Origin of the sequence: Variovorax paradoxus, assembly GCF_000834655.1 — a bacterium.
Taxonomy (GTDB): domain Bacteria; phylum Pseudomonadota; class Gammaproteobacteria; order Burkholderiales; family Burkholderiaceae_C; genus Variovorax; species Variovorax paradoxus_F.
This window is the reverse complement of the sequence record NZ_JXQQ01000058.1, coordinates 18,631-42,863: the sequence shown is the minus strand read 5'-3', so window position 1 is coordinate 42,863 and position 24,233 is coordinate 18,631. Positions and strand designations below refer to the sequence as shown.

20 protein-coding genes are annotated in these 24,233 nt (G+C 66.8%); 8 read left to right on the top strand and 12 right to left on the bottom strand.

The features are described from left to right. Nucleotides 1-12: 12 nt before the first annotated feature. Both RT97_RS22550 and RT97_RS22545 read left to right on the top strand, forming a co-directional pair. Nucleotides 13-348, top strand: a complete 336-nt coding sequence (locus RT97_RS22550) for a rhodanese-like domain-containing protein (RefSeq protein WP_042581064.1) — start codon at nt 13-15, stop codon at nt 346-348. 195 nt (nt 349-543) lie between these two features. Then, on the top strand, nt 544-2,085 hold the full coding sequence (locus RT97_RS22545; protein ID WP_042581063.1) for a TolC family outer membrane protein: 1,542 nt from the start codon (nt 544-546) through the stop codon (nt 2,083-2,085). A 54-nt stretch (nt 2,086-2,139) separates the two neighbouring features. Here the strand turns inward: RT97_RS22545 and RT97_RS33190 are convergent, their stop codons facing one another. The 4 genes from RT97_RS33190 to RT97_RS22530 form a co-directional block, all read right to left on the bottom strand. Further along, nucleotides 2,140-2,598: a hypothetical protein gene (locus RT97_RS33190; RefSeq protein WP_155403864.1), complete on the bottom strand. Its 459-nt coding sequence runs from the start codon at nt 2,596-2,598 to the stop codon at nt 2,140-2,142. Beyond that, on the bottom strand, nt 2,595-4,982 hold the full coding sequence (locus RT97_RS32610; protein WP_080898385.1) for a M23 family metallopeptidase: 2,388 nt from the start codon (nt 4,980-4,982) through the stop codon (nt 2,595-2,597). The genes RT97_RS33190 and RT97_RS32610 overlap by 4 nt, the downstream gene beginning before the upstream one ends. 256 nt (nt 4,983-5,238) lie before the next feature. Continuing rightward, complete coding sequence (locus tag RT97_RS22535; RefSeq protein WP_042581061.1) at nt 5,239-6,633, bottom strand: 3-deoxy-D-manno-octulosonic acid transferase; 1,395 nt, start codon at nt 6,631-6,633, stop codon at nt 5,239-5,241. A gap of 5 nt (nt 6,634-6,638) precedes the next feature. Then, nucleotides 6,639-8,021, bottom strand: a complete 1,383-nt coding sequence (locus RT97_RS22530; protein WP_042581060.1) for a phosphomannomutase/phosphoglucomutase — start codon at nt 8,019-8,021, stop codon at nt 6,639-6,641. A gap of 110 nt (nt 8,022-8,131) precedes the next feature. Here RT97_RS22530 and RT97_RS22525 point away from each other — a divergent pair, with 110 nt between their 5' ends. The 3 genes from RT97_RS22525 (at nt 8,132) to RT97_RS22515 (ending at nt 11,306) form a co-directional block, all read left to right on the top strand. After that, nucleotides 8,132-9,742, top strand: coding sequence for a DNA-3-methyladenine glycosylase 2 family protein (locus RT97_RS22525; RefSeq protein ID WP_042581059.1), 1,611 nt, complete (start codon nt 8,132-8,134; stop codon nt 9,740-9,742). A 6-nt stretch (nt 9,743-9,748) separates the two neighbouring features. Further along, nucleotides 9,749-10,246 carry a methylated-DNA--[protein]-cysteine S-methyltransferase gene (locus tag RT97_RS22520; protein WP_042581058.1) on the top strand — a complete coding sequence of 166 codons (498 nt, stop codon included), beginning with the start codon at nt 9,749-9,751 and terminating at the stop codon, nt 10,244-10,246. Between the two features lie 127 nt (nt 10,247-10,373). Continuing rightward, entirely contained in the window at nt 10,374-11,306 is a 933-nt protein-coding gene (locus RT97_RS22515) for a DMT family transporter (protein ID WP_042581057.1), read from the top strand. Nucleotides 11,307-11,412: 106 nt separating this feature from the next. Here RT97_RS22515 and RT97_RS22510 read toward each other — a convergent pair whose 3' ends face one another. Beyond that, nucleotides 11,413-12,069 carry a DUF1345 domain-containing protein gene (locus tag RT97_RS22510; RefSeq protein WP_042581056.1) on the bottom strand — a complete coding sequence of 219 codons (657 nt, stop codon included), beginning with the start codon at nt 12,067-12,069 and terminating at the stop codon, nt 11,413-11,415. Nucleotides 12,070-12,271: 202 nt separating this feature from the next. Here RT97_RS22510 and RT97_RS22505 point away from each other — a divergent pair, with 202 nt between their 5' ends. Then, nucleotides 12,272-13,111 carry a hypothetical protein gene (locus RT97_RS22505; protein WP_042581055.1) on the top strand — a complete coding sequence of 280 codons (840 nt, stop codon included), beginning with the start codon at nt 12,272-12,274 and terminating at the stop codon, nt 13,109-13,111. Nucleotides 13,112-13,144: 33 nt separating this feature from the next. Here the strand turns inward: RT97_RS22505 and RT97_RS22500 are convergent, their stop codons facing one another. Genes RT97_RS22500 through RT97_RS22490 form a run of 3 tightly spaced genes read right to left on the bottom strand, consistent with a single transcriptional unit; the run spans nt 13,145 to nt 16,657 of the window. Further along, nucleotides 13,145-14,686: an acyl-CoA synthetase gene (locus RT97_RS22500; protein ID WP_042581127.1), complete on the bottom strand. Its 1,542-nt coding sequence runs from the start codon at nt 14,684-14,686 to the stop codon at nt 13,145-13,147. Between the two features lie 5 nt (nt 14,687-14,691). Further along, nucleotides 14,692-15,828, bottom strand: a complete 1,137-nt coding sequence (locus RT97_RS22495; protein ID WP_042581054.1) for a DUF5938 domain-containing protein — start codon at nt 15,826-15,828, stop codon at nt 14,692-14,694. Nucleotides 15,829-15,853: 25 nt separating this feature from the next. Continuing rightward, nucleotides 15,854-16,657, bottom strand: coding sequence for an SDR family NAD(P)-dependent oxidoreductase (locus tag RT97_RS22490; RefSeq protein WP_042581053.1), 804 nt, complete (start codon nt 16,655-16,657; stop codon nt 15,854-15,856). Nucleotides 16,658-16,861: 204 nt separating this feature from the next. Between RT97_RS22490 and RT97_RS22485 the strand changes: the two genes are divergently transcribed. Then, on the top strand, nt 16,862-17,548 hold the full coding sequence (locus tag RT97_RS22485) for a TetR/AcrR family transcriptional regulator (RefSeq protein ID WP_042581126.1): 687 nt from the start codon (nt 16,862-16,864) through the stop codon (nt 17,546-17,548). A 12-nt stretch (nt 17,549-17,560) separates the two neighbouring features. Here the strand turns inward: RT97_RS22485 and RT97_RS22480 are convergent, their stop codons facing one another. From RT97_RS22480 to RT97_RS22465, 4 genes are all read right to left on the bottom strand, one after another. Further along, the gene (locus tag RT97_RS22480; RefSeq protein ID WP_042581052.1) at nt 17,561-18,526 is read right to left on the bottom strand and encodes a LysR substrate-binding domain-containing protein; all 966 of its coding nucleotides are present in this window, start codon (nt 18,524-18,526) and stop codon (nt 17,561-17,563) included. A gap of 89 nt (nt 18,527-18,615) precedes the next feature. Then, complete coding sequence (locus RT97_RS22475; RefSeq protein WP_042581051.1) at nt 18,616-20,250, bottom strand: tannase/feruloyl esterase family alpha/beta hydrolase; 1,635 nt, start codon at nt 20,248-20,250, stop codon at nt 18,616-18,618. Nucleotides 20,251-20,253: 3 nt separating this feature from the next. Beyond that, a complete protein-coding gene (locus tag RT97_RS22470) occupies nt 20,254-21,699 on the bottom strand; it encodes an FAD-binding oxidoreductase (protein ID WP_042581050.1) in 1,446 nt (481 codons plus the stop codon). 64 nt (nt 21,700-21,763) lie between these two features. Then, the gene (locus tag RT97_RS22465; RefSeq protein WP_042581049.1) at nt 21,764-23,083 is read right to left on the bottom strand and encodes an MFS transporter; all 1,320 of its coding nucleotides are present in this window, start codon (nt 23,081-23,083) and stop codon (nt 21,764-21,766) included. A gap of 254 nt (nt 23,084-23,337) precedes the next feature. Between RT97_RS22465 and RT97_RS22460 the strand changes: the two genes are divergently transcribed. Continuing rightward, a complete protein-coding gene (locus RT97_RS22460; protein ID WP_042581048.1) occupies nt 23,338-24,171 on the top strand; it encodes a phosphate/phosphite/phosphonate ABC transporter substrate-binding protein in 834 nt (277 codons plus the stop codon). Nucleotides 24,172-24,233 lie beyond the last annotated feature (62 nt).

Below are 24,233 nucleotides of genomic sequence, written 5' to 3'. Positions count from 1 at the left end.
GGGGCCGCACGAATGATCGACCAAGTCCGCCCCGCCGACCTCGCCGCCTGGTTTGCGCAGGACGCCGACGCCGCCCCCGTGCTGCTCGACGTGCGCGAACCCTGGGAGCTGCAGACGGCGAGCGTCTCGCCCGCGGGCTTCACGCTGGTGGCGATTCCGATGAATGAGATCCCCGGCCGCCTCGCCGAGTTGGGCGAAGGCCAGCGCATTGCATGCCTCTGCCACCACGGCGCGCGCAGCCAGCGCGTGGCCGCGTTTTTGAACCAGAACGGCTTTGACCAGCTCGCCAACGTGGCGGGCGGCATCGACGCCTGGTCGTCGCACGACCCCTCGGTCCCGCGGTATTGAATGACACCCCCAGGCTTCGCGCACTTCGTGTCGCTTCTCCTCTCCCCTCGCAGGGGGCAACACCGACTGCCCGGCAAAGCCGGTTCCGTGGTGTTCCTGGGAGAAGCCCCGCTGCGCTTGGCGCTATGGGGTGGCGCCGCCGCCGATGCGTAGGCGTGCGCGAAAAAAGACTTTCTCATTCCTCAAGGACGTTCAATGCCTCCACGGCCCCGGCTTCTGCCACTTTCCGCAGCACTCGCCAGCGTTATCGCGACCCTGCTTGCACTGCCGGCCCAGGGCCAGACACTGAACGAACTCTATGACTCCGCCCGCGGCTACGACGCCACATACCAGGGCGCGCGGGCGCAGTACGACGCGAACGTCGCGCGCGCCGCACAGGCCAAGGCCGGCATCCTGCCCGCCGTCGGGCTCACGGCCGGCGTGAACCGCAGCAACCTGGACATCGACACCCTCACGGGCACCAGCCGCGGCGCCAGCGCTTCGCGCGACTTCAACACGCAGAACGTCGGCATCAACGCCACGCAACCGCTCTACCGCCCCGCCAACTGGGCCACCTACGAGCAGGGCAAGCGGCAGACCGAGATCGCGCTGGCGGTGCTCACCACCGCCGAGCAGGACCTGATCGTGCGCGTGAGCCAGGCGTATTTCGACGTGCTCGCAAGCCAGGACAGCCTGGCGCTGGTGCGCGCGCAGAAGGTCGCCGTGGCCGAGCAGCTCGCCTCGGCCAAGCGCAACTTCGAGGTCGGCACCTCGACCATCACCGACTCGCGCGAGGCCCAGGCCCGCTACGACCTGGTGATCGCGCAAGAGATCGCCGCCGAGAACGATCTGCAGGTCAAGAAGATCGTGCTCGACCAGCTCGTCGGCCGCCCCGGCAGCGTGCCGGTGCCGCTGGCCGTGCCGGTCGTGCTGCCCACCGCCCAGCCCGCGGACATCAACGCGTGGGTCGCGCAGGCCGACGAAGTGCATCCCGCGATCCAGCAGGCGCGCCTGGGCCTGGACGTCGCCGGGCTCGAAGTGCAGAAGGCGCAGGCCGGCCACAAGCCCACGCTGGACGCCAACCTGGGCTACAACGTCACGCGCAATCCCACTGGCACCAGCACCAGCACCGTGGGCACGCGCGTCAACGCCGCCACGGTCGGCGTCACCTTCAACCTGCCGCTCTTCGCGGGATTTGCGACCGAGAACCGCATCAAGGAAACCCTGGCGCTCGAAGACCAGTCGCGCAGCGTGCTCGACGGCACCCGGCGCAGCGTGGCCCAGGCCACGCGCGCGGCCTACCTGGGCCTCGTGTCGGGCGCGGGCCAGGTCAAGGCGCTGGAAGCGGCCGAGGCCTCGAGCCAGAGCGCGCTCGACGCCAACAAGCTCGGCTACCAGGTGGGCGTGCGCATCAACATCGACGTGCTCAACTCGCAAAGCCAGCTGTTCCAGACCAAGCGCGACCTCGCGCAGGCGCGCTACAACGTGCTGCTGGGGAACCTGAAGCTGCGCCAGGCCAACGGCACGCTGACGACGGCGGACATGAACGCGATCAATGCGACCCTGGCGAGCAATGGCAACACGCCGGCCGTGCCTTCGCCCACGCCTGCAGACCGCTCTTCCGCGCCTTTGACCACGGTGACGCCGCCCAGCATTCCGGTGGTGCCGCCAGTGCCGGTGCAACCGTTCAATCCGGCGCCGCCTGCGATGCCTTCGGCGCCCGTGCCGCCGGTGATCGTGAATCCGCCGGTACGTTGATCGGGAGCTATCGAGCCGGATTTCGCTCGACTTCGGAGTTCAACAACCGATAGCTCAATTAACCCACTTGCAGCCGGCCGCCTCAAAGCCGGCTGCTGGGTTCAATACGAAATTGAGTACTTTGTTTTTTTCGTAATTCCGGTACGTCGCCACATAGCCAGAAACCCCCGTTCCGGCTCCTTCGCGCAAAAGAACATATTCCCCGGAAATTTTTCCACGCGATATCTCCAGCCATTTGGATGAGGGCTCAAGTACGCTTTCGCCGAAATTTTTTGCCGTGTTTGACGAAATGAATATCACCGGAATCGACTCCGTTGAATTTTCATATCTAACGAATCCACCACTCCATTTACGGCCAGAGTCATGATAGGAGTGGAATTCGAACCGCACAGGTTTTCCATCACTGGATACATAGCAAGCAGTTTCACTGGAGATATCGGCGCGGGCGATTCCAAAAGGATGCAGGCACAGGAAAACTATTGCCGCCATTGGTTTGGAAAAATTCTTGATCATGGCCTTTGCCTTTCAAGAGAGATATTCATGGTGTGTTGAACGGGATAATATTTCATTGCAGCACGCGGCGGGTTTCCAGTTAAAACCGGTCGACCCTGGGCGTCCATGACAGCCTCCTTTCGGCTGTTTCTGCGCCACGTAAAGTTGACCGTCTCCGTCGCACCACGGGGCAAATCATCAAGAAGCATGTATTTGAGATAGATCACGCTTTGCAATCTGGCATCCAGGCCATTCAGATTCTCGATTGCCACATAGCCATTTACGTCTTTGCTGACTGTGATGGCATCGGCCTGTGAAACCCCCGAATCCATATGACTTAGCATGTTTGCTCTTCTTGCCAAATAAAAACACGCGCTGTCCACGCAGTTCTCAGCATTTCTTCCGCCTCTGTTGTCCCGGGCAATCAGGACATCCGGATCCCATCCAAGCTGGGGAAAAGTGGCTGCAGGAAACGTTCTTTTGAAGCCTCTAAATTCGCCATATGCCGTGTAATTTTCGAGATGTGTCAGCTGAATGAGCCCACGCCCGTAATAAGGGCTGTAAACAGCATTCTCGCCGCCACCCTCTTTCACCATGCTCAGATTTGCAGTTTCGGGAATGACGTGAGAGAAAAGATGAAGCAATCGCTGCTTGGATGTGCTGATTCCATATTTTCTTGTTGCCCTGTTGAATGGCAGCATCCATTCATTTGCTCGTGCAATGGCCGTTTGCCATGCAAACGTCGACGAACTGAAAGAAATTCCGCTCAGATGCAGCTGTCTTCGCGGAAAGCACTGCGCCAGTTCCTGAGCGCTCAGCCAACCGCATCGCCTCATGTGCCCGACGAACTCCCTCGGATGAAAACGCCATTCGGCATCTCGTAGCTCTGCAGGAAGTTCTAGAAAGCTGAGCGCTTTTGCATGTTTTACGAAACGAGCCCACTTCTGCGCGCCAGCCGGGTCATCGTCCGTAGGCTTGAAGTCTTCGGTTTCCAGCCAGCCATACCGCGCCTCGACGCTTCGCTGGTCCCATTCACTGGGAAAGTTGCAGATGGCACGCCGCAATTTTTTCCTTACGTCGGGCTCGCCCAATCGGCGTGCCAACTGGGCAGGCTGCATGCGTTGCGCGTTCGCGTGATCGGGGTCACGGATCAGCGCTTTCATGTGCGGAGAGTCGCACCGCTGATCGGTCGGTGCCGCGTCGTCGCCGAAGCAATTCCAGCCCATCACTGCCAGGAAATCAGCGTCGCTGAACTTGAAGGTGCCTTGTGCATTGAGGTCGGCCCATACCTCTCCCGAGGACGTGACGATCTTTCGCCAGTGCGCCGCATTGGCTGGGAGCGGATCGGCTCCCAGATTGCGCCCGAAGCGCAGCAGTTCATACCAGCCGCTGGGGCTGCTTGCGCCTTGGTCGGCGGCGCTCAATGCGTCGTGGCGATCTTTAGCGGCAGCACACAGTTCGTATTCGAAGCTTCGACTGGCTGCTGACGGCGTACTGGGGCGGCGAATGTAGTCGTCCCGACCATCGCTCCTGCGCGAGCCGACGGGCTCGCCATGCGCGTCGTAGGTCGCCAAAGTCGCGCCTCCGTTCGCATAATCGATCTGCACCCACAAAGGGGTGCGCAGCGTATTGGGCGGGAAATGGTCGGAAGCGGCGCTTGCCCCGCCGCCCACATTGCCGGTTGGGCGCAAATGATGGGTCGGCTGGCTCGTACTGGTCGGCGTGCCGGCGGGCAGAAAGACGTAGATGCTGCCAAAGACGCTGTCAGTACGGCCATCGGCGACAGGTGGCGGCAGGGCCAGCGGGTCGACCCAGTCGGGCCCGCGCCTTGTCAACGACGCGAGGTTCGCCTTGTTGCAGCAAATCTCGAAATGGATCTGACCGCCATGGCCGTAGATCCCCCCCGGTGCCCCTAGTTCTTCCTTGCGGTAGACAGCATTGCCGACGGACCATGGGGCGCCTGTCCTGGGACAAGCGGCAATGCTGCCCAGATGCATGTGCACGCTGTAGTAGACGATTTCGACAGGAAGCGCCCCCTCGGCACCGATCTCTGTCCTGTGTTCGATGACGAGGAAGCCATCGCTGGTCCATGCGGCGGTGGGCGTATCGGCGCGGAACGGGTTGTAGTTGAGCGGGTGATCGAGTTCAGCGTTTTGCGCAGTGGGGGCGTGAACAAAAACGACCTTGCCATCGGCAATGGCGCGCACCGGCAAATATGCTCCGCCGGCGACGGGAGCCTGGATGTGGAGCCCGTTGTGCCATGCCAATTTCAGGCTCAGGGGGAACGAGCCTTCAGGTGCGTTGGTGCTCGCGAGGCGAGAGGCGGGTTGTGCCATGGCCGTGTCGAGCCATGAATCCTCGGATTGGCCGGCACGATCGGGCAGGAAAGGCGGGCTGATGATCATGCGCGCGTCTCGCAGAGAGATTCGCGGGAATCAAAGCGGGCATCGCTCGCCGCACGAAGAGGACGGGGAAAGAGGAAAGCAGGGGATCGGATCGAGAGCAAGCAGGGCATCGACGGCTTCCATGGTAAGGAATGGGTCGAGGCAGTTTGCGAGGCCTGCGCTGATCACACTGCGAACAATCGTCACCCGGATTCCGGGTCGGCGGGCCTGGTTTCAAGTACCAGGCCGATCCGTGAAAAATTCGATACCGCCGGGCTCAGTCGAGCGTAGGCTCCGCCCGCGCATCACCCACCGGCACGCCTTCCGCCAGCACAGGCTCCACGGGCTCGGCAGGCTCCGTCGCCTGCGCAATGGCCAGCACGGCCGCCGCCGTGCGTTCCGCAGCCCCGCGGTTCGACGACGAAAACGCCAGGGCGGCCTGCGCCATCGCGGCGCGCCGCTCGGGGTTCTCTACCAGCTTGAGCGCTGCCGTCACCGCCTGCTCCATGCCTTCGACGCGCAGCGACGCGCCTGCGGCCAGCGAAAGCTGCGCGGCCTCGGCGAAGTTGAAGGTCGACGGCCCCATGACCACCGGGCAGCCGCATGCGGCCGGCTCGATGAGGTTCTGTCCGCCCAGCGGCTCGAAGCTGCCGCCCAGGAGCGCCACGTCGGCGAGGCCGTAGTAAAGCGCCATCTCGCCGAGCGAATCGCCCAGCCAGATCTCCGCATCGGTCGGCTGGCCGGCCGCGCTGCGGCGCGCGACCGCGAAGCCCTGCGATTCGATCAGCGCCGCCACCTCGTCGAAGCGTTGCGGATGGCGCGGCACGATCATCCATTGCACGTCGTGCACGCGCTTGGCGATCGAGCGGATCGCGCCCTGCTCGGGTGGCACGGGCGACGTGGCGCCGAAGCGCTTGAGCACTTCGAGCAGCAGCCGCTCCTCGCCGTCGCGCGAGCTTGCGAGCACGACCATGGGCTTGGGCAGGCGTTCGCGCAGCGAGGTCGCGGCGGTGAGCTGCCGCGCGTCGGGCGTTGCATCGAACTTGAGGTTGCCATAGACGCCGGCCACCTTGGCGCCGAGCGACACCAGCCGGTGCGCGTCGGCCTCGGTCTGCGCCCACACGGCCGTGAGGGCCGAGTACGCGGGCCGCGCGAGCAAGCCCAGGCGCTCGGCCGCGCCCAGCGATTTCTCGTTGAGCCGCGCATTGGCCAGCACCAGCGGAATGCGGCGCTCGGCACAGGCGGCGGCCATCACCGGCCAGACCTCGGTTTCCATCAACACGCCGATGCGCGGCTTGAAGCGGTCCAGGAAGCGATCGACGGCACCGGGCGTGTCCCACGGCTGCCAGACCTGCGTGTCGCCGGGCTCGAGCAGCTTGGCGCCCTCCTCGCGGCCGGTGGCGGTGCCGTGCGTGAGAAGGATCGGAATGCCCGGGTACTGCCGGCGCAGCTCGGCGATGAGGATGGCGGCCGCACGCGTTTCGCCGAGCGACACGGCATGCACCCAGCACTGGGCTTCGCCGGTGATGGATGCGTCGTAGTGGCCGAAGCGTTCTTCGACGGCCACGGCATAGCCCGGCTCGGCCTCCGCGCGGCGCCGCAGCTTGCGGCGCACCAGCGGTTGCACGACGGTGGTGAAGGCGCCGTACAGGCGCAGCAGCAGGGAACGCACAGGTGTCAGTGAGAGGCTTCGGCCAGCTTGGCGTCGGGCTTGACCGTGCGCAGCAGCGCGAGCATTTCAGCCTCGATGCGCTTGAGCGCCGCGTCGGTCTGGCCTTCGAAGCGCAGCACCAGCACGGGGGTGGTGTTGGAAGCGCGGATCAGCCCGAAGCCATCGGGCCAGTCAACGCGCAGGCCGTCGATGGTCGAGACCTTGGCGGGCGCCGCGAAGTTCGCGCTCTTGACGAGCGTGTCGACCACCGCGTGCGGCTCGCCTTCGGCACAGGCCACGTTGAGTTCGGGCGTCGAGAAGCTGGTGGGCAGCGCGTTGAGCACATCGCTCGCGTCCGGGCTCTTGCTCAGGATCTCCAGCAGGCGGCAGCCGGCATAGGTGCCGTCGTCGAAGCCGAACCAGCGCTCCTTGAAGAAGATGTGGCCGCTCATCTCGCCGCCCAGGGGCGAATCGATTTCCTTCATCTTCGCCTTGATGAGCGAGTGGCCGGTCTTGTAGATCAGCGGCTTGCCGCCTGCGGCTTCGATGGCGGGCGCCAGGCGCTGCGAGCACTTCACGTCGTAGACGATGGTGCCGCCCGGCACGCGCGAGAGCACGTCCTGCGCGAAGAGCTGCATCTGGCGGTCGGGGAAGATGTTCTGGCCGTCCTTGGTGACGATACCCAGGCGGTCGCCGTCGCCGTCGAAGGCCAAGCCCAGTTCGGCCTCGCCCTTGGCCAGTTCGGCCATCAGGTCCTTCAGGTTCTCCAGCTTGCTGGGGTCGGGGTGGTGGTTGGGGAAGTCGCCGTCGACTTCGCTGAAGAGCTCGACCACCTCGCAGCCGATGGCGCGGAAGATGGCAGGGGCCGTGGCGCCCGCGATGCCGTTGCCCGAATCGACCACGATCTTCATCGGGCGTGCGAGCTTGATGTCGCCCGCGATGCGCTTCACGTACGCATCGGTCACGTCGACCTTGCGCACGCTGCCCCCGGGGGCGAGCTTCGCGGTGCCGTCTTCCATGGTCTTGCGCAGGCCCTGGATCTCGTCGCCGTAGATCGCGCGGCCGGCCAGCACCATCTTGAAGCCGTTGTAGTCCTTGGGGTTGTGGCTGCCGGTGACCTGGATGCCGCTCGTGCACAGCGTGTGGGCCGCGAAATAGAGCATGGGCGTGGTGACCGCGCCCACGTCGATCACCTCGACGCCGGTGGCCACCAGGCCCTTGATCAGCGCCTCGACCAGCGCGGGGCCCGACAGGCGTCCATCGCGCCCCACGGCCACCGCCTTCTCGCCGGCGGCGCGGGCGGCGCTGCCGAACGCGCGGCCGAGCGCTTCTGCCACCTCGGCATCGAGGGTGACGGGTACGACGCCGCGGATGTCGTAGGCCTTGAAGATCGACGCGCTGAGCTGCATGAAAGGCGTTTCCCTGTTGTTTTCGGAACGGGGCATTGTAGGCAACGCCCCGCCTGCCCACATGTCCGAAAACGGCCAGTTGAAACGAGGCGAAACCGTATCATTTGCCCATGCCTGCCACCCACGCCCCCTCTGAAGCGCTCGAGAGCGACGCCTGCTACCTGGCGATGAAGACGCACGATGCGCGCTTCGACGGGTCCTTCTTCACCGCCGTGACCTCCACCGGCATCTATTGCCGGCCGGTGTGCCGCGTCAAGCTGCCGCGGCGCGAGAACTGCCGGTTCTTCCGCCATGCGGCACAAGCCGAAGCCGAGGGCTTTCGCCCGTGCCTGCGCTGCCGGCCCGAGTTGGCGCCGCGCTCGGCCAGCTGGTCCACCGAAGATGCCTCGCGCATCCTCGCGCTGCAGGCGGCACGGCTGATCGACGAGCCCGACGCATGGGTCCACGGCGACGACAGCGGGCCCGGCGCGGCGCAGGTCGCGGCGCGCCTGGGCGTGAGCGACCGGCACCTGCGGCGCATCTTCGAGGCGCAGTTCGGCGTCTCCCCCCTCCAGTACCTGCAGACGCGGCGCCTCCTGGCCGCCAAGCAGCTGATCGCCGACACGCGCCTGCCGATGACGCAGGTGGCGCTGGCCAGCGGCTTCGCGAGCGTGCGGCGCTTCAATGCGGCCTTCGTGGAGCACTACGGCCTGAACCCAAGCGCGTTGCGGCGCGCGGGTGGCGCCCAGAGCGGCACCCCGGGCCACGAAGCCAAGGCGATCGAAGTGCGCCTGGGCTTTCGCCCGCCCTACGACGTGAACGCGATGCTCGGCTTCTTCGCGCGCCGCGCCCTGCGGGGCGTCGAGGTCGCGACGACGGCCGAAGGCAAGGCGCCCGCCAAGGGCCACACGCCAACCTATGTGCGCCTCGCCCGCACGCTCCGTGTGCAGCAGGGCGGACAGGCACACGCGGGATGGCTGCAGTTGCGCTTCGACATCGAACGCGAGCAGATGCTGCTGTCGGTCAGCGATTCGCTCGCCGCGGTGCTGCCGATCGTGATCAGCCGCGCCCGCGCCATGCTCGATCTCGATGCCGAACCGATGGCGATCAACGCCGCACTGCATGCGGCCTTTCCGCACGGCGACGGCCTGCGCGTGCCGGGCACGGTCGACGGCTTCGAGCTCGCGGTGCGCGCGGTGCTGGGCCAGCAGATCACGGTGGCCGCGGCACGCACGCTGGGCTCGCGGCTTGTCGATGCATTCGGCGAACCCATCGCCACGCCCATCGACGGGCTGGACCGGTTGTTTCCCACGCCGGCAGCCATTGCAGCAGCCAGCGGCGATGCGCTCGGGCAGTTGGGCATCGTGCGGCAGCGGCAGGCCGCGCTGCAGGCCATTGCGCGCGAAGTGGCGGCCGGCAAACTGGCGCTGCATGCGGGCGCCGACGTGCCCTCGACCATCGCCGCGCTGCAGGAGCTCCCCGGTATCGGTGCGTGGACCGCGCAGTACATCGCAATGCGTGCACTGCGGTGGCCCGATGCGTTCCCGGCCGGCGACGTCGCGCTGCAGAAGGCGCTGGGCGTGACCACCGCGCGCGCGGCCAGCGAGGCCTCGCAGGCGTGGCGGCCCTGGCGCAGCTACGCGGTGCTGCGTGCATGGCACGCGCCCTCTTCTCCTTCCACGGCTGCTGCGCAAGCGCCGGCGGATTCCTCCAACATCACAACGGCAGGCGTCGCAGCCTGAAATGTCATGAAGTTCAAGAGCAAGACCATCTACACCTCGCACATCGACACGCCCTTGGGCGGCATCACGATGGCGGCCACCGACCAGGGCCTGGCCGGCGTCTGGTTCGACGAGCAGCGCCACTGGCCCGATACCACGGGCTGGATCACCAAGGACGACCACCCTGCGCTCATCGAAGCGGGCACGCAACTGCGCGATTACTTCGCGGGCAAGCGTGGCGACTTCGACATGCCGCTGGACCTGTCGCACGGCACCGCGTTCCAGCAAAGCGTGTGGCATGCGCTGCGCGGCATTCCCGCAGGCAAGACCATGACCTACGGAGCGCTCAGCGCGCACGTGGGCAACCCGGCCGCGGTGCGCGCGGTGGGCGCGGCGGTCGGGCGCAACCCGATCAGCGTGATCGTGCCCTGCCACCGCGTGCTGGGCTCCAACGGTTCGCTGACCGGTTACGCTGGCGGGCTTCATCGCAAGACCGCGCTCCTGGAGTTGGAAGGCGCAAGGTAAGGTCCGCCCCCAGGCTGCGCGCACTTCGTGTCGCTTCGCCTTCGCCCGACAGGGGGCAACACCAGCGGCCCGGCAGAGCCGGTTCCGCGGTGTTTCTGGAAGGGCTCCTGGAACAATCGAGAGACGCATGAACACAACAACACAGAACAACATCGCCACCAGCTCCGCCAAGCCCTGGCTCATCGACCTCGTATTGCTCGGTGCGCTCTGGGGCGCATCGTTCCTTTTCATGCGCATCGGCGCGGCCGAATTCGGCGCTTTGCCGACGGCTGCGGTGCGGGTGAGCATCGCCGCGCTCTTCCTGCTGCCCATCGCGCTGCTGCGCGGACAGGGACCGGCCCTGGCGCAACACTGGAAGGCCACCTTCGGCGTCGGTGTCTTCAACTCGGGGATGCCGTTCGCGCTCTTCTGCTTCGCGCTCCTGACCATCAACTCCGGCCTGGCCGCCGTGCTCAACGCGACCGTCCCGATGTTCGGTGCGCTGGTGGCCTGGGCGTGGTTCCGCGAACGGCCGAACGGTTCGCGCATCGCCGGCCTCGTCATCGGCTTTGCCGGCGTTGCGATGCTCGCCAGCCGCGGCGCGGGCCTGCACGCAGGCGCCAGCAGCAACGCCGCGCTCTGGGCGGTGATCGCCTGTCTCGGGGCGTGCCTGTGCTACGGCATCTCGGCCAGCGCCACGCGCCGCTACCTGGGCGGCGTGCCGCCGCTGGCCACCGCCACGGGCAGCCAGCTGGGCGCCACGCTCTTCCTGGCACTGCCCGCCATCTGGCTCTGGCCCGCGCAGATGCCGAGCCTGCGTGCCTGGCTTGCGCTGCTGGCCTTGGGCATCGCCTGCACGGGCGTGGCCTACATCCTCTTCTTCCGGCTGATCGAACGCGCCGGCCCCGCGCGCGCGCTGACCGTGACCTTCCTGGTACCGGTGTTCGCGCTGTTCTACGGTGCGGTGTTCCTCGGCGAGAACATCACGCAGTGGATGCTGATTTCCGCCGTGGTGATCGTGTGCGGCGTGGCGCTCTCCACCGGCATCGTCCGGCTCGGTCCCAAGCCCAAAGCGACCTGACTTTCTTCGTCGCGAGGGCCGCCGCGCACGGCCGCCCGAAGCGGCCGGCCCGCCCCCGGTAGGGGGTAGGCGCAGCGACACGAAGTGCGCGCAGCCTGGGGGCGAGCTATATCGCCCCGGCGACCACGTTGATCGACAGCGCCAGGATCAGCATGTTGAACGCGAAGGCCAGCACGCTGTGGACCAGCGTGATGCGCCGCATCTCGCGCGAGGTGGCCTGCACGTCGGACACCTGCGAGGTCATGCCGATCACATACGAGTAGTAGAGAAAGTCGAAGTAGTCCGGCGCGTCGTCCTTGCCCGGAAAGTCCAGGCCGCCATCGGGCGTGCCACCCTTCTGGTCGATGTAGTAGCGGTGCGCGTAATGAAAGGCGTAGATCGTGTGCATCATCAGCCACGATCCGACCAGCGCCACCACGCCGAGCACGAGGTGGCCGGCACGCTCCCAGCCGGTGAGCTGCTTGACCTGCTGCAGCAGCATCGCGATGGCCACCACGCTCACGCAGATCACCACCAGCATCGACACCAGGATCATCACGTTGGGCTGGTCCAGCGACTGAGCGCGCTCGCGGGTTCGCCGTGCGTCGAAGGTCTCGATCAGCCACCAGGTGAGCACTTGGTAGACCAGCACGCCGGCGCACCAGCCGGCCAACCCGCGCGCCATGCCCCCGATGGGCCACGGCGCCAGCGCCACGGCGACACCGACCACGGTGCCATAGAGAAGACGCTGAGGGCCGGTGGTCGTGGAGAGGTGTTTGCGCATGCGGCACTGTAGCGCCGGCCCGATGGCATCAAAAAATTCCTACAAGAAGACCCGCGTTCCACGCATTCGAAGCGTCGCGCACCCTCACTAAGGTACGGCTGGTTCAAGGGAGTCCGGCCTCGAGGCACCAACCGCAGCCCAGACCGCTGCGCCACGCGTTGTGCCCGGGACCCTCATTTTTTCTTCTTTCTCAAGGATCCTCATGTTGTCGCTTCGCTCCCGTCCGTTCGATTGGTCGGTCAGATTCGGCGCCCTCGGCGCGCTCGTCGGCTCCGGCTTTCTCTTTGCCACCGCACCTGCGCTGGCAGACCCATCGCCGGCACTGGACCGGTTCAGTTTCTCGGTCGGGGCATTCAGCGCCGATCCGAAATTCAACGCCTCGGTCGCCACGCCCTACGGCTCGCTCGATTCGGGCGACATCAAGCCCGGCCGGGTGACGATGCCGCGCATCACCGGCGACGTGCTTCTGGGCGACAGCCAGGGCATTTCGTTCGACTACTACCAGTACAAGCGCGACTACGGCAGCGAGTTCAACAACAACACCTCGCTCGGCCCCTTCGGCACGCTGAGCACCATCGGCAACGCGAACTTCAACACCAAGCTGGATTTCGCCAAGCTCTCCTACAAGTGGTGGATCGGCTCGGGCAACACCGTGCTCGGCCTGGGCGCCGGCGCGGCCTACTATCGCGCGACGCTGGGCGCGAGCGCACTGGTCTCGGTGAACGGCCAGGTGGGCACGTTGAGCCAGAGTTCGAGCGACAACGCCATCGCGCCGTTGCTGGAGATCGGCGTGCGCCATGCGATCACGCCCGACCTGCGCCTGTTCGCCGATGCCTCGGGCGTGTGGAAGAGCAGCGGCCGCTTCCACGGCAACATCTACAACGCCTCGGCCGGCGTCGAATGGTTCCCGGTGAAGAACGTCGGCGTCGTGGTCTCGTATGGCGTGACCAACATCGACCTCACCCGCGACAGCGACTCCGCCGACTCGCGGCTGAAGGTGCGGCTGCAAGGCCCGTCGGCCTTCCTGAAGGCGCGCTTCTGACGCACATGGCGCCGCCGCTCGCGGGCGGCGGCGTCAGTGTGGCGCGGCGCGCAGCAGCGCGGCGCGCACTTCCTTCTTGAGCACCTTGCCCACCTTCGAGCGCGGCAGGTCGGCCCACACCTCGACCTGCTTGGGCGCCTTCACGCTGCCGATGCGCGCCTTGACGAAGGCCTTGATCTCTTCCGCATCCAGCTGCCGCCCGGCGTGCAGCTGCAGTACCGCCACCACGCGCTCGCCCCACTTCTCGTCGGGCAGGCCGACGACGGCGCTGTCCTGTACGTCGGGGTGCTGCATCAGTACCTGCTCGACCTCGGCGGAGTAGACGTTGAAGCCGCCCGAGATGATCATGTCTTTTGCGCGGTCGACGATGAAGAGAAAACCGTCGGCGTCCAAGTACCCGATGTCGCCCGTGTGGTGCCAGCCGTGGCGCGAGGCTTCCTCGGTGGCCTTCGGGTCCTTGTAATAGCCCAGCATCACGAGCGAGCCGCGCACCACGATCTCGCCGCTCTCGCCCGTCGGCAGCAGCATGCCCTCGCCGTTCATCACGCCGACCTGCACCAGGGGACCGGGCCGGCCCGCGGACGACAGCCGTTGCCTTGCCACCGAGCCATCGGCGTTGAAGTGCTCCCGCGGCGACATCATCGAGATCATCATCGGCGCCTCGGTCTGGCCGAAGAGCTGCGCCATGACGGGGCCGATTTTTTCCAGTGCTTCCTCGAGCCGCGCCGCCGACATGGGCGCGGCGCCGTACCAGAAGCACTGCAGCGAATCGCGCTTGGTCGCGGCGAGCTGCGGATGCTGCAGCAGCATGTAGATCAGCGTCGGCGGCAGGAAGGTGTGGGTGATCCGGTGGCGCTCGATCAGCGCGAGGAATTCGGCAAGGTCGGGCTTGGGCATGATGACCACCTGCCCGCCGAGCGCCATCACCGGCAGGCACAGCACGCCGGCCGCATGCGTGAGCGGCGCGAGCGCGAGGTACGCGGGGCGGCCTTCGAACGGATACCCCATCAGCGTGAGCGCCGACATGGTCTCCAGGTTGCGGCCCGAGAGCATCACGCCCTTGGGCTGGCCGGTCGTTCCGCCGGTGCCGGCGATCATCGCGACGTCGTCGATCACGGGCACGTCGATCGGCGCGCCGTCCGTGCCGGAAAGCCATTGGTCGAGCGATGGCGCGAACGGCATCGCCTGGTCGAGGCACACCAGCGTCTTCATCTTGGGCAAGTCGACGCGCATCTCTTCGACCAGCGGCGCGTAGTTGCTGTGAAAGACGAGGCAAGTGCAGTCGAAGGCGTCGAGCACGAAGCGGTTCTCGGCCGCCTCGTTGCGCGGGTTGATCGGGCACCACACGGCCGCGGCGCGCGACACGCCGAACACGCAGGCGAAGGCGACCGGGTCGTTGCTGGAGAGCACCGCCACCTTGCTGCCCGGCGCGACGCCGCTGCGCTGAAGCGCGCGGGCCACGCGGTGGCTCAGGCGCTGCACGTCGCCATACGACAGCCGCGTGTCGCCCATGCAGAGGCAAGGCGCGTCGGCGCCCAGCTGCGCGCCCTTGTCCAGGTAGTCGACGAGGCGCATCGAGGTCAACCCATCCGGGTGAACATGGGTTCCTGCACCAGTCCGAAGCTGCGCAGCGCACCCAGCAGTTCGCGATGCCCGAAGGCCTGGCAGCCCGACGCGAAGCCCGCGCGCCGCGGCGGCTGCTGCAGCAGCGAGGCCGCCGCATAGGCCTGCAGCAAGCCGGTCTGCTTGTAGTTGCAGTTGCCGAAGATCACGCAATGCACCCGGCCGAGCGGACCGGAGGCATGCACCGAATCGACGGACTTGTTGATGCGCGGGTTCTCGCGCGGCGGCATGGTGTTCATCACGCCCGCGGCCGTCCGGGCCAGGGCGGCGTATCGGTCTTCTTCGTTCATGCCCTCGGTGGCCTTGAGCGCGGCGGCCACGATCTGCGGCACGCCCTGCATCAGCGCCTTGTTGAAGACGCCGCCGAGCACCTTCACATTGGCCACGCGCGGATCGCGCTTGAACCACACCGGGTGCGAGGTGCCGCCCCAGGGCAGCGCGAGTGCGGCCTCGTGCTGCCCGGGAATCGACAGGTGGTAGAGGCCCGCGTCGGGCTGCCACTCCACGTACTCGTTCTGCTCCAGGTAGTAGGCCTTGGAGGTGGCCGCGTTCACCAGGATGGTCTGGGTGGACGCGATGGTCGGACTGCCGCCCCAGAACACGGCGATGTCCAGCGTGTCGAGCCCCGGTGTCTCCAGGCACAGCTGCGCGGCGATTTCGCCGGTGGTGTACATGTGCGCCAGGCCCGGCGAGAGCAGGAGGCCTGCGTCGGCGAACTTGGCGCCGAACTTTTCTTCGAGCGTGATGAGCCAGTCCTGCTCGCCGGTGGTGTCGGTGTAGTGGCACCCGGCCGCAAGACACGCCTGGACCACTTCGGGCCCGAACTTCGCGAACGGCCCGACCGTGTTGAGCACCACCGATGCCCCTGAGAAGAGCTCGGTGAGCGCATCGACCGAATGGGCCACCTCCACCACCTCGTAGCGCGCGGTCTCGATGCCGGGCACGTTGGACTTCATGGCCGCGTCCAGTTTCTCCTTGCTGCGGCCCGCGGCGACGAAGGGGATGTTCATCTCCCTAAGGTATTCGCACACGAGGCGGCCGGTGTAGCCGGAGGCGCCGTAGACGACAACGGGTTTCTTTTTGCTGCTGCTCATTCTTGTCTCTCCTTTTTGTGACCCGTCACATGCCCATGCCGCCATCCACCGCGAGGCCCGCGCCGGTGATGAACCGGGCGGCGTCGGAGCAGAGGAAGACCACCACGTCGGCCATGTCGCCGACTTCGCCCAGGCGCCCGAGCGGCGTCTGCCCGATCACGTCGCCGACTGCGGCTTCGACGCTGGGCGCCAGGCCCGCGGCCACGATGTCGCTCGCGAGCTTCATGCCCATGTCGGTGGGCACGAGGCCCGGGTAGATGCAGTTCACGCGCACGCCGTAGCCCAGCTTGCCGGACTCCATCGCAGCCACGCGCGTGGCGCGATCGACGGCGGACTTGGTGGCGGAATAACCGGCGATCGCCGGGAACGCGATGGTGGCCGCGACGGAGGCGATGTTCACCACTGCACCGCCGTTGCCTGCGCTGCCGCCGGGCCGCATCGCGCGGAACGCGTGCTTCATGCCCAGCAGCGTGCCGGCCACGTTCACGTCGAGCATGCGGCGCAGGTCGTCGCCGTCGACGTCGATCACCAGCGAGGTGATCTCGATGCCGGCGTTGTTGACGAGAATGTCGAAGCCGCCGAGCTCCTTCACCGTGGTCTCCGCGGCGGCAGCCCAGTCGCCGTCATTCGTGACGTCGAGCGGAACGAAGCCCACCTTGGCCCCCGAGGCGGAGAGCCGCTGCGCCGTTCCGCGGCCGACGTCGGCGAGCACGTCGCCGATCATCACCGAGGCGCCCGCCTGCACGAGCGCTTCGGCGATGCTCGCGCCGATGCCGCGCGCGCCGCCGGTCACCAGGGCCTTGCGCCCTTTCAAGTCGAACTTGGCCATCACTTGTCTCCTGTATATCTGTTGTTGAGATGGAAGAGGCATCCTAAAAATCGACTTTACGGGTGTCAAGTTTTTCTTTGACGAGTGTCAAGATTTCATAAAATGACATGCATGTCACCAAATGTGGGCCTTCTCCCGCATGCGTGCTATGGTTTGGAATCATCAGGAAACACGGCGGCCGGCATGCCGCCGGCCGGGCTCGAAATGACGTCACATGAACGGGTAAAGAAACACGCCACGCGCGTACCCAAGGCACGGGTGGACAAGTTCGCCGAGCGCCGCGCCGAACTCGGCGAAGCCGCCCTCACCACCCTGGCCACGCTGGGCTACGCCCGCACCAGCCTGCGCGAGATCGCGCAGAACTCCGAGTTCTCGCACGGCGTGCTGCACTACTACTTCAGCGACAAGGTCGACCTGATCATCTGCAGCGTCAAGCAGTACAAGGCGCGCTGCGTCACGCGCTACGACCACGGGGTGGAGAGCGCCACCAGCTTCGAAGAGTTGCTGGAGGGGTTCCTGCAGAGCCTGGGCGACACGCTCCGGGATGAAGGACACGTCCACCGGCTCTGGTACGACCTGCGCTCGCAGGCGCTCTTCGAGAAGGCCTTCCACGACGACGTGGTGCACATCGACAAGAGCCTGGAAGACATGATCTGGCGCATCATGTCCCGCTTCGCCGAACTCTCGGGCGAGCAGCCCGGCCTGCCGCCTTCGGCCACCTACGCGCTCTTCGATGGGCTCTTCCAGCAGGCGCTGCTCAAGCACCTTTCGGGCGACGCGAAGGCCATCGAGGAAATGCAGGCGGCGGTGCGCCGCTCCATCTCGCGGCTCTTTCCCGCCGCCCCCGCTGCACCCGCAGCCAAGCCCGCTGCGCGCAAGCGCAAGGCGTGAACCCGGGGGCGCCTACGCCCTTTTCGGTTTGCCGGTCGGCGCCGCCAGCCGCGTGCCTTCCCACTGGCCGCTGGTGCACAGGTCGCGGATCACATCGCTGATCAACGTGCAGATCGCGCGCTTCGCATTGGTGGTCGGCAGGTGCACCGACACGCACAGGCCGAGCGTTCGGAACATCGCGGGCGAATCGATGCGGTGCGCCCTCAACCGGTCTTCGCGCACCTCGCGCTGCGCAAGGCCCAGCGGCATGATGGTCGCGCCGAGCCCCGCCTCGACCGCAGCCTTCAGCGTGTAGACCGAATTGATTTCAGCCGCCACGCGCGCCGGCGGCTGGCCCGCTGCCTCGAGCACCGCGTCCACCAGCCATCGCGTGCAGTGGCCATGCGCATTGGCGGGCCACACGAGCGGCCGCGCGGTGGCCTGCGCGATGCTCACGTCGCCCGGCGGCAATGCGCGCGGGTCCTGCGGCGATTCGAGAAAGACGAAATCCTCTTCGACGAGCGGCGTGAAGGCGATGTCTTCCGTCGGCATCGTGGGCGAGAAGATCGCCACGTCGACACGGCCGCGCAGCAGCTGGTCGGCCATGTTGCCGGTGAGCTCTTCGTTGAGGTGGAACACCACGTCGGGGTAGCGCCTTGCGGCCGCGCGCATCAGCGGCAGCGCGATCATCGGCGACACGCTCTGCGGCAGCGCCGCCACCACCGAGCCGACCACCGAATCGGCCGCCACGTGCACCGCGGCCTTCGCATCGCCCACCTGCTTGGTGATGCCCTGCGCGTATTCGTAGAACACCTTGCCCGCCTCGGTCACCGTCACGCCGTTTCGGCTGCGCAGCAGCAGCTGGGTGCCCAGTTCGCCTTCGAGCTCGGCCATCTGCTTGCTGAGCGCCGACTGCGCCACGAAGAGCTGCTGGGCCGCGCGCGAAAGGCTGCCGCAGTCGACGATGGCAACGAAATACTTGAACTGGCGCAACTCCATCGGGGTGTCTCCGGCCGCCGGCTGCGGGGGTGCAGCGGGCGGCCGGTCATTCTAGGACCGGGGTCCGGGCAAGGCGCCCGTCAAGCCCTTCAATTCACGCAGTCGAAGCTCGCCGCGTCGTTCACGTCGCCCGTGCCCTTGTAGCGGGGGTACGCGGGGTACTTGCACATCGGGCGCGCCATCGTGGTGGCGCCGGCCGCATCCACCTTGCGGTGCACCAGCTTCTGCGCCGAGGCGGGCACGCCCTGCTCCACCCAGGTGGACATCGCCTTGAGCAGGTCGACCTTGTCGGGCCCCGCGCCGCCGAAGCAATGGCCCACGCCGGGCGCGAGGAAGAGCTCGACCGTCTCGTCCGCCTTCTGCGCGCCCAGGGTGCTCACCACCTGCTCGTAGTAGCGGGCGTTGTCGCGCGCGCTCACCGAGGTGTCGTTGGTGCCGTTCCACATGATCAGCTTCGCGCCGCGTGCATGCAGGCGGCCAAGATCGGGGTCGGCAGCGCTGAACAGCCCGCCGATGACGCCCATGCGCGCGAGCCACTGGTCCGCATTCCAGGTGCTGGTGTCGAAGGCTGCGTCGCGCGTGATGAACGACCGAACGAAGCCATCGGAGAAGAGCCCCTGCACGGATGCACCGCCGAACGCCGCCTGCGGCCAGATGTATTCGCCCCAGCCCTTGGGCGAGTTCTCAGCGCCGAAGTTGTAGCCCGTGTGCGACCACGCGCCGTCCGATGTCGCGGTCGGTGAGGTGATGGTATTCACGGTGGCGATCTGCGCGTCCGACAGGCAGCTGTCGCCGGTATCGGTGCCGCCCGCGCAGCGCAGCGGCGTCGCGTCGAAGGTGCACGCTGCGGGCTTGGAAATGATGCCGTCCGCCACGCCGTCGAGCCCGTCGCACTGCGCGAGCACCGCGTTCGCCAGCAGCGTCTGCTTGGCCGGATTCAGCGTGTTGGCCGGCACGCGCACCTGCTTGGCGATGCGGTTGAACTGCATGAAGAGGCCCATGATGTTGCCGGCCGGCGCGCGCGCCACGATGCCGTCGAAGTCTTCCGGAAAGCGCTGCGCCTGCATCATCGCGTCGTGCCCGCCCATCGAGCAGCCTTCGAAGTAGCTGCGCGTGGGCGCGGTGCCGAAGAACTGCGCGATCACCTCCTTGCCCGGCGGCAGCGCGCGGTGCTCGGACTGCTGGGTGAAATCGAGCAGCTTGGCGTCGTCGAGGGCGAACTCGCCCTTGAAGTAGTTGAGATCGGTGGCGCCGGGGTAGTCGTAGCCGCCGTTGGTGCCCACGGTCGCGTAGCGCTCGGTGAAGATCGATTCACTGAATTGCGCCGCGGCCGCCGTGGGCATCTGGCCGTCGAAGCCGCCGCCGCCGATGAAGGCGAGCTTGCCGTTCCAGCCCGAGGTCGGCAGGCGCGCCTCGAAGCGCAACGTGGAGCCCTTGAAGCTCGCGGTCACCACGCAGTACTCGGGCTGCGGCGCCGATGCGGCGACGAGCTTTGCGTCGTCGATGGCGACGGCGCCCCCTGCCAGCGTCTGCCCCTTGAGCGTGGGGCATTTCTCCGCAAGCGACATGGCCGGCGGCGGCGGTGCCGCGGGCGGCGGCGCGGGAGGCGCTGGAGGAGCGGCCGGAGGCAGCAGCGGCGAGAAGCCCCCGTTGGCCCCGCCTCCGCCGCAACCGGCCGCAAACATGACAATCGCGATCGAGACGAGCGTGTGCTTGTTGTTCATTTCTTATGTCTCCTGGTGGGTATGGTCAGCCTCGGCCGGGCCGATGATCTTTCCGGGGTTGAAGATGTCGTGCGGGTCCAGTGCCTGCTTGATCGCGCGCATCAGCCCGACGGTGTGAACGCCGTGCTCTTCGACGAGGTACTGCATCTTGTGAAGGCCCACGCCGTGCTCGCCGGTCGATGTGCCGCCGTGGCGCAGCGCGCGCTGCACGAGCCGGTGGCTGAAGGCTTCGGCGGCTTCGTTCTCGGCCGCGTCGTTCGGATCGACCAGCACGAGGCAATGGAAATTGCCGTCGCCCACGTGGCCGAACACGGGCGCGAGCAGGCCGTGCTCTTCGATGTCCGCCTGCGTTTCTTCGACGCACTGCGCGAGCGCCGACAGCGGCACGCAGGCATCGGTGGTCAGGCTGCGGCTGCCCGCCTTCAACTGCAGGCAGGCGAAGTAGGCGTGATGGCGCGGCGTCCACAGGCGCGAGCGCTCCTCCTGCAGGTTGGCCCACTGGAACTCGCCGCCGCCGTGGCTCGCCGCGATCTCGCGAACGATGTCCGACTGCTCGTCGATCTGCGCCTTGCTCGCGCCGAATTCGAGGAACAGCGTGGGGTGCTCGGCGAGCGTGGTGCGGCTGTGCGCGTTGACGGCGCGGATGGTGAGCGCGTCCAGCATCTCGGCGCGCGCGAGCGGCACGCCCATCTGGATCGACTCGATCACGCAATCGACGGCCGCGGCCACCGTCGGGAAATGCACCACCGCCGCCGCATAGGCCTCGGGGTGCGGATGCAGTCGCACCGTCACTTCGGTGATGAGCCCCAGCGTGCCCTCGGAGCCGCAATACAGCTGCGTGAGGTTGTAGCCCGCCGAGCTCTTGCGCGCCTGCGACGCGGTGCGCACCACATCGCCGTTCGCGGTGACCACGGTGAGGCTCACGAGGTTGTCGCGCATCGTGCCGTAGCGCACGGTGTTCGTGCCCGACGCGGCGGTGGCGACCATGCCGCCGATGGATGCGTCCGCACCCGGATCGACCGAAAAGAAGAAGCCGGTTTCCAGCAGCGCCGCGTTCAACTGGCCGCGCGTCACGCCGGCCTCCACAGTCGCCGTGAGATCGCCGGGGCGGATGGCCAGCACCTTGTTCATCTGCGAGAAGTCGACGCACACGCCGCCCTCCACCGCGAGCAGGTGCCCTTCGACCGACGAGCCGACGCCGAAACCGATGACCGGCACGCGCTCACGGGCGCAGGCCCGCACGACGAAGGCCACCTCGTCGGTGCTCTGCACGAAGACGACCGCATCGGGCGGCTGCGGCAGGTAGGCCGACTCGTCGGTGCCGTGCTGCAGCAGCACGGCCTGGCTGGTCGAGCAGCGCTCGCCGAAACGGCGCTGCAGCAACGCGAGCAACTCGCTGGAGGGCGCGCGGCGTTTCGCGCGCGCAGGGGAACTCACAACCGCATCCATGGGGTCTTCTTTCCTGAACTCTGGAAAAGCACCGCGGACGAACGCCGCGGTGCAGGGAAACGCCTCAGCGCTTGTTCGGCAGCGCGGCTTTCGGCTTCACGAACAGCACGAGCACCGCGCCGACGACGAGCAGCGCGGCCAGCATGTGCAGGCCCGCGTCGGTGCTCTGCGTCGCGTCCTTGATCAGGCCGATCATGAAAGGTGCGCTGAAGCCCGAGAGGTTGCCGAAGGAATTGATGAAAGCAATGCCCGCTGCAGCCGCCGCGCCGCCGAGGAACGCGGTCGGCATGCCCCAGAAGATCGGCAGCGTGGCCATGATGCCCATCGTGGCGAGCGTGAGCCCTGCCATCGCATACACCGCGTTGCCGTGGAAGGCCACGCTCAGCACCAGCCCGACGGCGCCGACCACGGCCGCGATCGCGCTGTGCCAGCGGTACTCCAGGCGCCGGTCGGCGCTGCGTGCCACCAGGTACATCGCGACGACGCCGAAGGCCCAGGGGATGGCGCTGACGAGGCCGATGTCGAGTGCGCCCTTCACGCCGATCGCCTTGATGATGCTGGGCAGCCAGAACGAGATGCCGTAGAGCCCCGAGACGAACGAGAAATAAACCAGCGCCAGGAGCCAGACGCGCGGATTAGCGAGCACGGTGAGGATCTTTGCCTCCGACTTGCCGGCGTCTTCGGCCGCGATGTCGCGTGCGATGAGCTCGCGCTCGGCCGGGGTGAGCCATTGCGCGTCTTTCACGCGGTCGTCCAGGTAGCGCCACACCACCGCGCCGAGCGCCACGGTCGGCAGGCCCTGCAGCAGGAAGAGCCACTGCCAACCGGCCCAGCCGTTGACGCCGCTCATGCCCTGCAATATCCAGCCCGAGATCGGCCCGCCCAGGATGCCCGCGAACGGAATCGCCGCCAGGAAGAGCGAGGTCGCCTTGCCGCGCCGCGCGGCCGGGTACCAGTAGGTGAGGTACAGGATGATCCCGGGGAAGAAGCCCGCCTCGGCCGCGCCGAGCAGGAAGCGGATCACGTAGAACGAGATCGGCGAGCTCACGAACATGGTCGCTGCCGACAGGAGCCCCCAGGTGACCATGATCCGCGCGATCCAGCGGCGTGCACCCACGCGGTGCAGCACCACGTTGCTCGGCACCTCGAAGAGGAAGTAGCCGACGAAGAAGATGCCGGCACCCAGGCCGTACACCGCCTCGCTGAACTGCAGGTCGCCCTGCATCTGCAGCTTGGCGAAGCCGACGTTCACGCGGTCCAGGTAGGCCACGATGTAGCAGAGGAACAGCAGCGGAATCAGGCGCCAGCTGACCTTGCGGTAGATCGCGTCGGAAGTGCTGTCGAACCGGCCCTCGTAGGGCTGTGTCATTGCGGGAGTGCTCATGGGTGTGGTGTCTCGCTTTCGTTGTGGAGACGATGGTCGCGGCGCCGTGCCGCCTCGCCGCAGCGGGTTAACACGCAAGATTCATATGGATTGAAGACCTGCGTATCTCCGAACGAGATACCCGCAGGCGTTGCCTGCACGCATCAAAAATGTTGCCCTTAGTACTAACCCGCGAAGCCGCAGCCCTGTGGGCTGTCTATGATCGAAACAAACATGTTGTAACAATCCGGCCGCAGGCTGAAGGAAAGCTCTCGATGGAACTCCGCTCCCTCCCCCCGTCGCTTCGCCTGGCCACACGCGGGCTGGCGGCGCTCCTCGTCACGGCCGGCGCCTCGGCCCATGCGCTGGTGATCGGCGTTACCGAAGGCGTGAGTTACCAGGTCACCGAGGCGCAGATCGCGCCGCGCTTCGAGCCCATCGCCGAGGCCCTGAGCAAGGCGCTCAAGCAGCCGGTGACGGTCAAGGTGCTGATCTCGTACAACAGCGCGCGCGAAGCCATGAAGAAGAAGGAAGTCGACCTGGTCTTCATCCACCCCGCGCACGTGGCGCTGGAGGGCATCAAGTCGGGCAACTACAAGGCCGTGGCCTGGACCGCGGGCTTCACCGACTACAAGGTCTCGTTCCTGTGCAAGCAGCAACCCATCTCCAACTGGAAGGACGTGGCGGGCAAGAGCCTGGTGCTGCCCGACGTGGACTCGATCACCTCGGTGATCACACGCGCCATGCTGCGCGAGCACGGCGTGGCGGAGTCCGCGGTGAAGGTGACCAACACGCGCTTCCAGGATGCCGTGCCCTTCTATGTGACGAACGGCTTTGCCGCCTACGGCGCCACCGCGTCGGCGGGCGTGGTCAAGACCTGGACCGACGGCGGCGGCAAGGTCTGCGCGGAATCGCGCGCGGTGCCCATCAAGCAGTGGCTCCTGGCCACCAAGACCGATGCCGCCACCGCGGCCACGGTGCGCGAGACGCTGCTCGGCCTCAACCAGAGCGACGCCGGCAAACGCGCGCTTTCCGCGTCGAACTACACGGGGTTCGTTCCCGCATCGGGCGATACGGAAGCGGACACGATGCGCTGGCTCGGAATCTGACGCCGGGCACCTGAAACGCAGCGGGGGCAGAATGCCCCGCTTGCGCTTTTTCAGGAGAACCC

Coding starts and splice junctions, on each gene's coding strand:
- RT97_RS22550 (WP_042581064.1), top strand. CDS start 13: ATGATCGACCAAGTCCGCCCCGCCGACCTCGCCGCCTGGTTTGCGCAG.
- RT97_RS22545 (WP_042581063.1), top strand. CDS start 544: ATGCCTCCACGGCCCCGGCTTCTGCCACTTTCCGCAGCACTCGCCAGC.
- RT97_RS33190 (WP_155403864.1), bottom strand. CDS start 2,598: ATGATCAAGAATTTTTCCAAACCAATGGCGGCAATAGTTTTCCTGTGC.
- RT97_RS32610 (WP_080898385.1), bottom strand. CDS start 4,982: ATGATCATCAGCCCGCCTTTCCTGCCCGATCGTGCCGGCCAATCCGAG.
- RT97_RS22530 (WP_042581060.1), bottom strand. CDS start 8,021: ATGCAGCTCAGCGCGTCGATCTTCAAGGCCTACGACATCCGCGGCGTC.
- RT97_RS22525 (WP_042581059.1), top strand. CDS start 8,132: ATGCCTGCCACCCACGCCCCCTCTGAAGCGCTCGAGAGCGACGCCTGC.
- RT97_RS22520 (WP_042581058.1), top strand. CDS start 9,749: ATGAAGTTCAAGAGCAAGACCATCTACACCTCGCACATCGACACGCCC.
- RT97_RS22515 (WP_042581057.1), top strand. CDS start 10,374: ATGAACACAACAACACAGAACAACATCGCCACCAGCTCCGCCAAGCCC.
- RT97_RS22510 (WP_042581056.1), bottom strand. CDS start 12,069: ATGCGCAAACACCTCTCCACGACCACCGGCCCTCAGCGTCTTCTCTAT.
- RT97_RS22505 (WP_042581055.1), top strand. CDS start 12,272: ATGTTGTCGCTTCGCTCCCGTCCGTTCGATTGGTCGGTCAGATTCGGC.
- RT97_RS22500 (WP_042581127.1), bottom strand. CDS start 14,686: ATGCGCCTCGTCGACTACCTGGACAAGGGCGCGCAGCTGGGCGCCGAC.
- RT97_RS22495 (WP_042581054.1), bottom strand. CDS start 15,828: ATGAGCAGCAGCAAAAAGAAACCCGTTGTCGTCTACGGCGCCTCCGGC.
- RT97_RS22490 (WP_042581053.1), bottom strand. CDS start 16,657: ATGGCCAAGTTCGACTTGAAAGGGCGCAAGGCCCTGGTGACCGGCGGC.
- RT97_RS22485 (WP_042581126.1), top strand. CDS start 16,862: ATGACGTCACATGAACGGGTAAAGAAACACGCCACGCGCGTACCCAAG.
- RT97_RS22480 (WP_042581052.1), bottom strand. CDS start 18,526: ATGGAGTTGCGCCAGTTCAAGTATTTCGTTGCCATCGTCGACTGCGGC.
- RT97_RS22475 (WP_042581051.1), bottom strand. CDS start 20,250: ATGAACAACAAGCACACGCTCGTCTCGATCGCGATTGTCATGTTTGCG.
- RT97_RS22470 (WP_042581050.1), bottom strand. CDS start 21,699: ATGGATGCGGTTGTGAGTTCCCCTGCGCGCGCGAAACGCCGCGCGCCC.
- RT97_RS22465 (WP_042581049.1), bottom strand. CDS start 23,083: ATGAGCACTCCCGCAATGACACAGCCCTACGAGGGCCGGTTCGACAGC.
- RT97_RS22460 (WP_042581048.1), top strand. CDS start 23,338: ATGGAACTCCGCTCCCTCCCCCCGTCGCTTCGCCTGGCCACACGCGGG.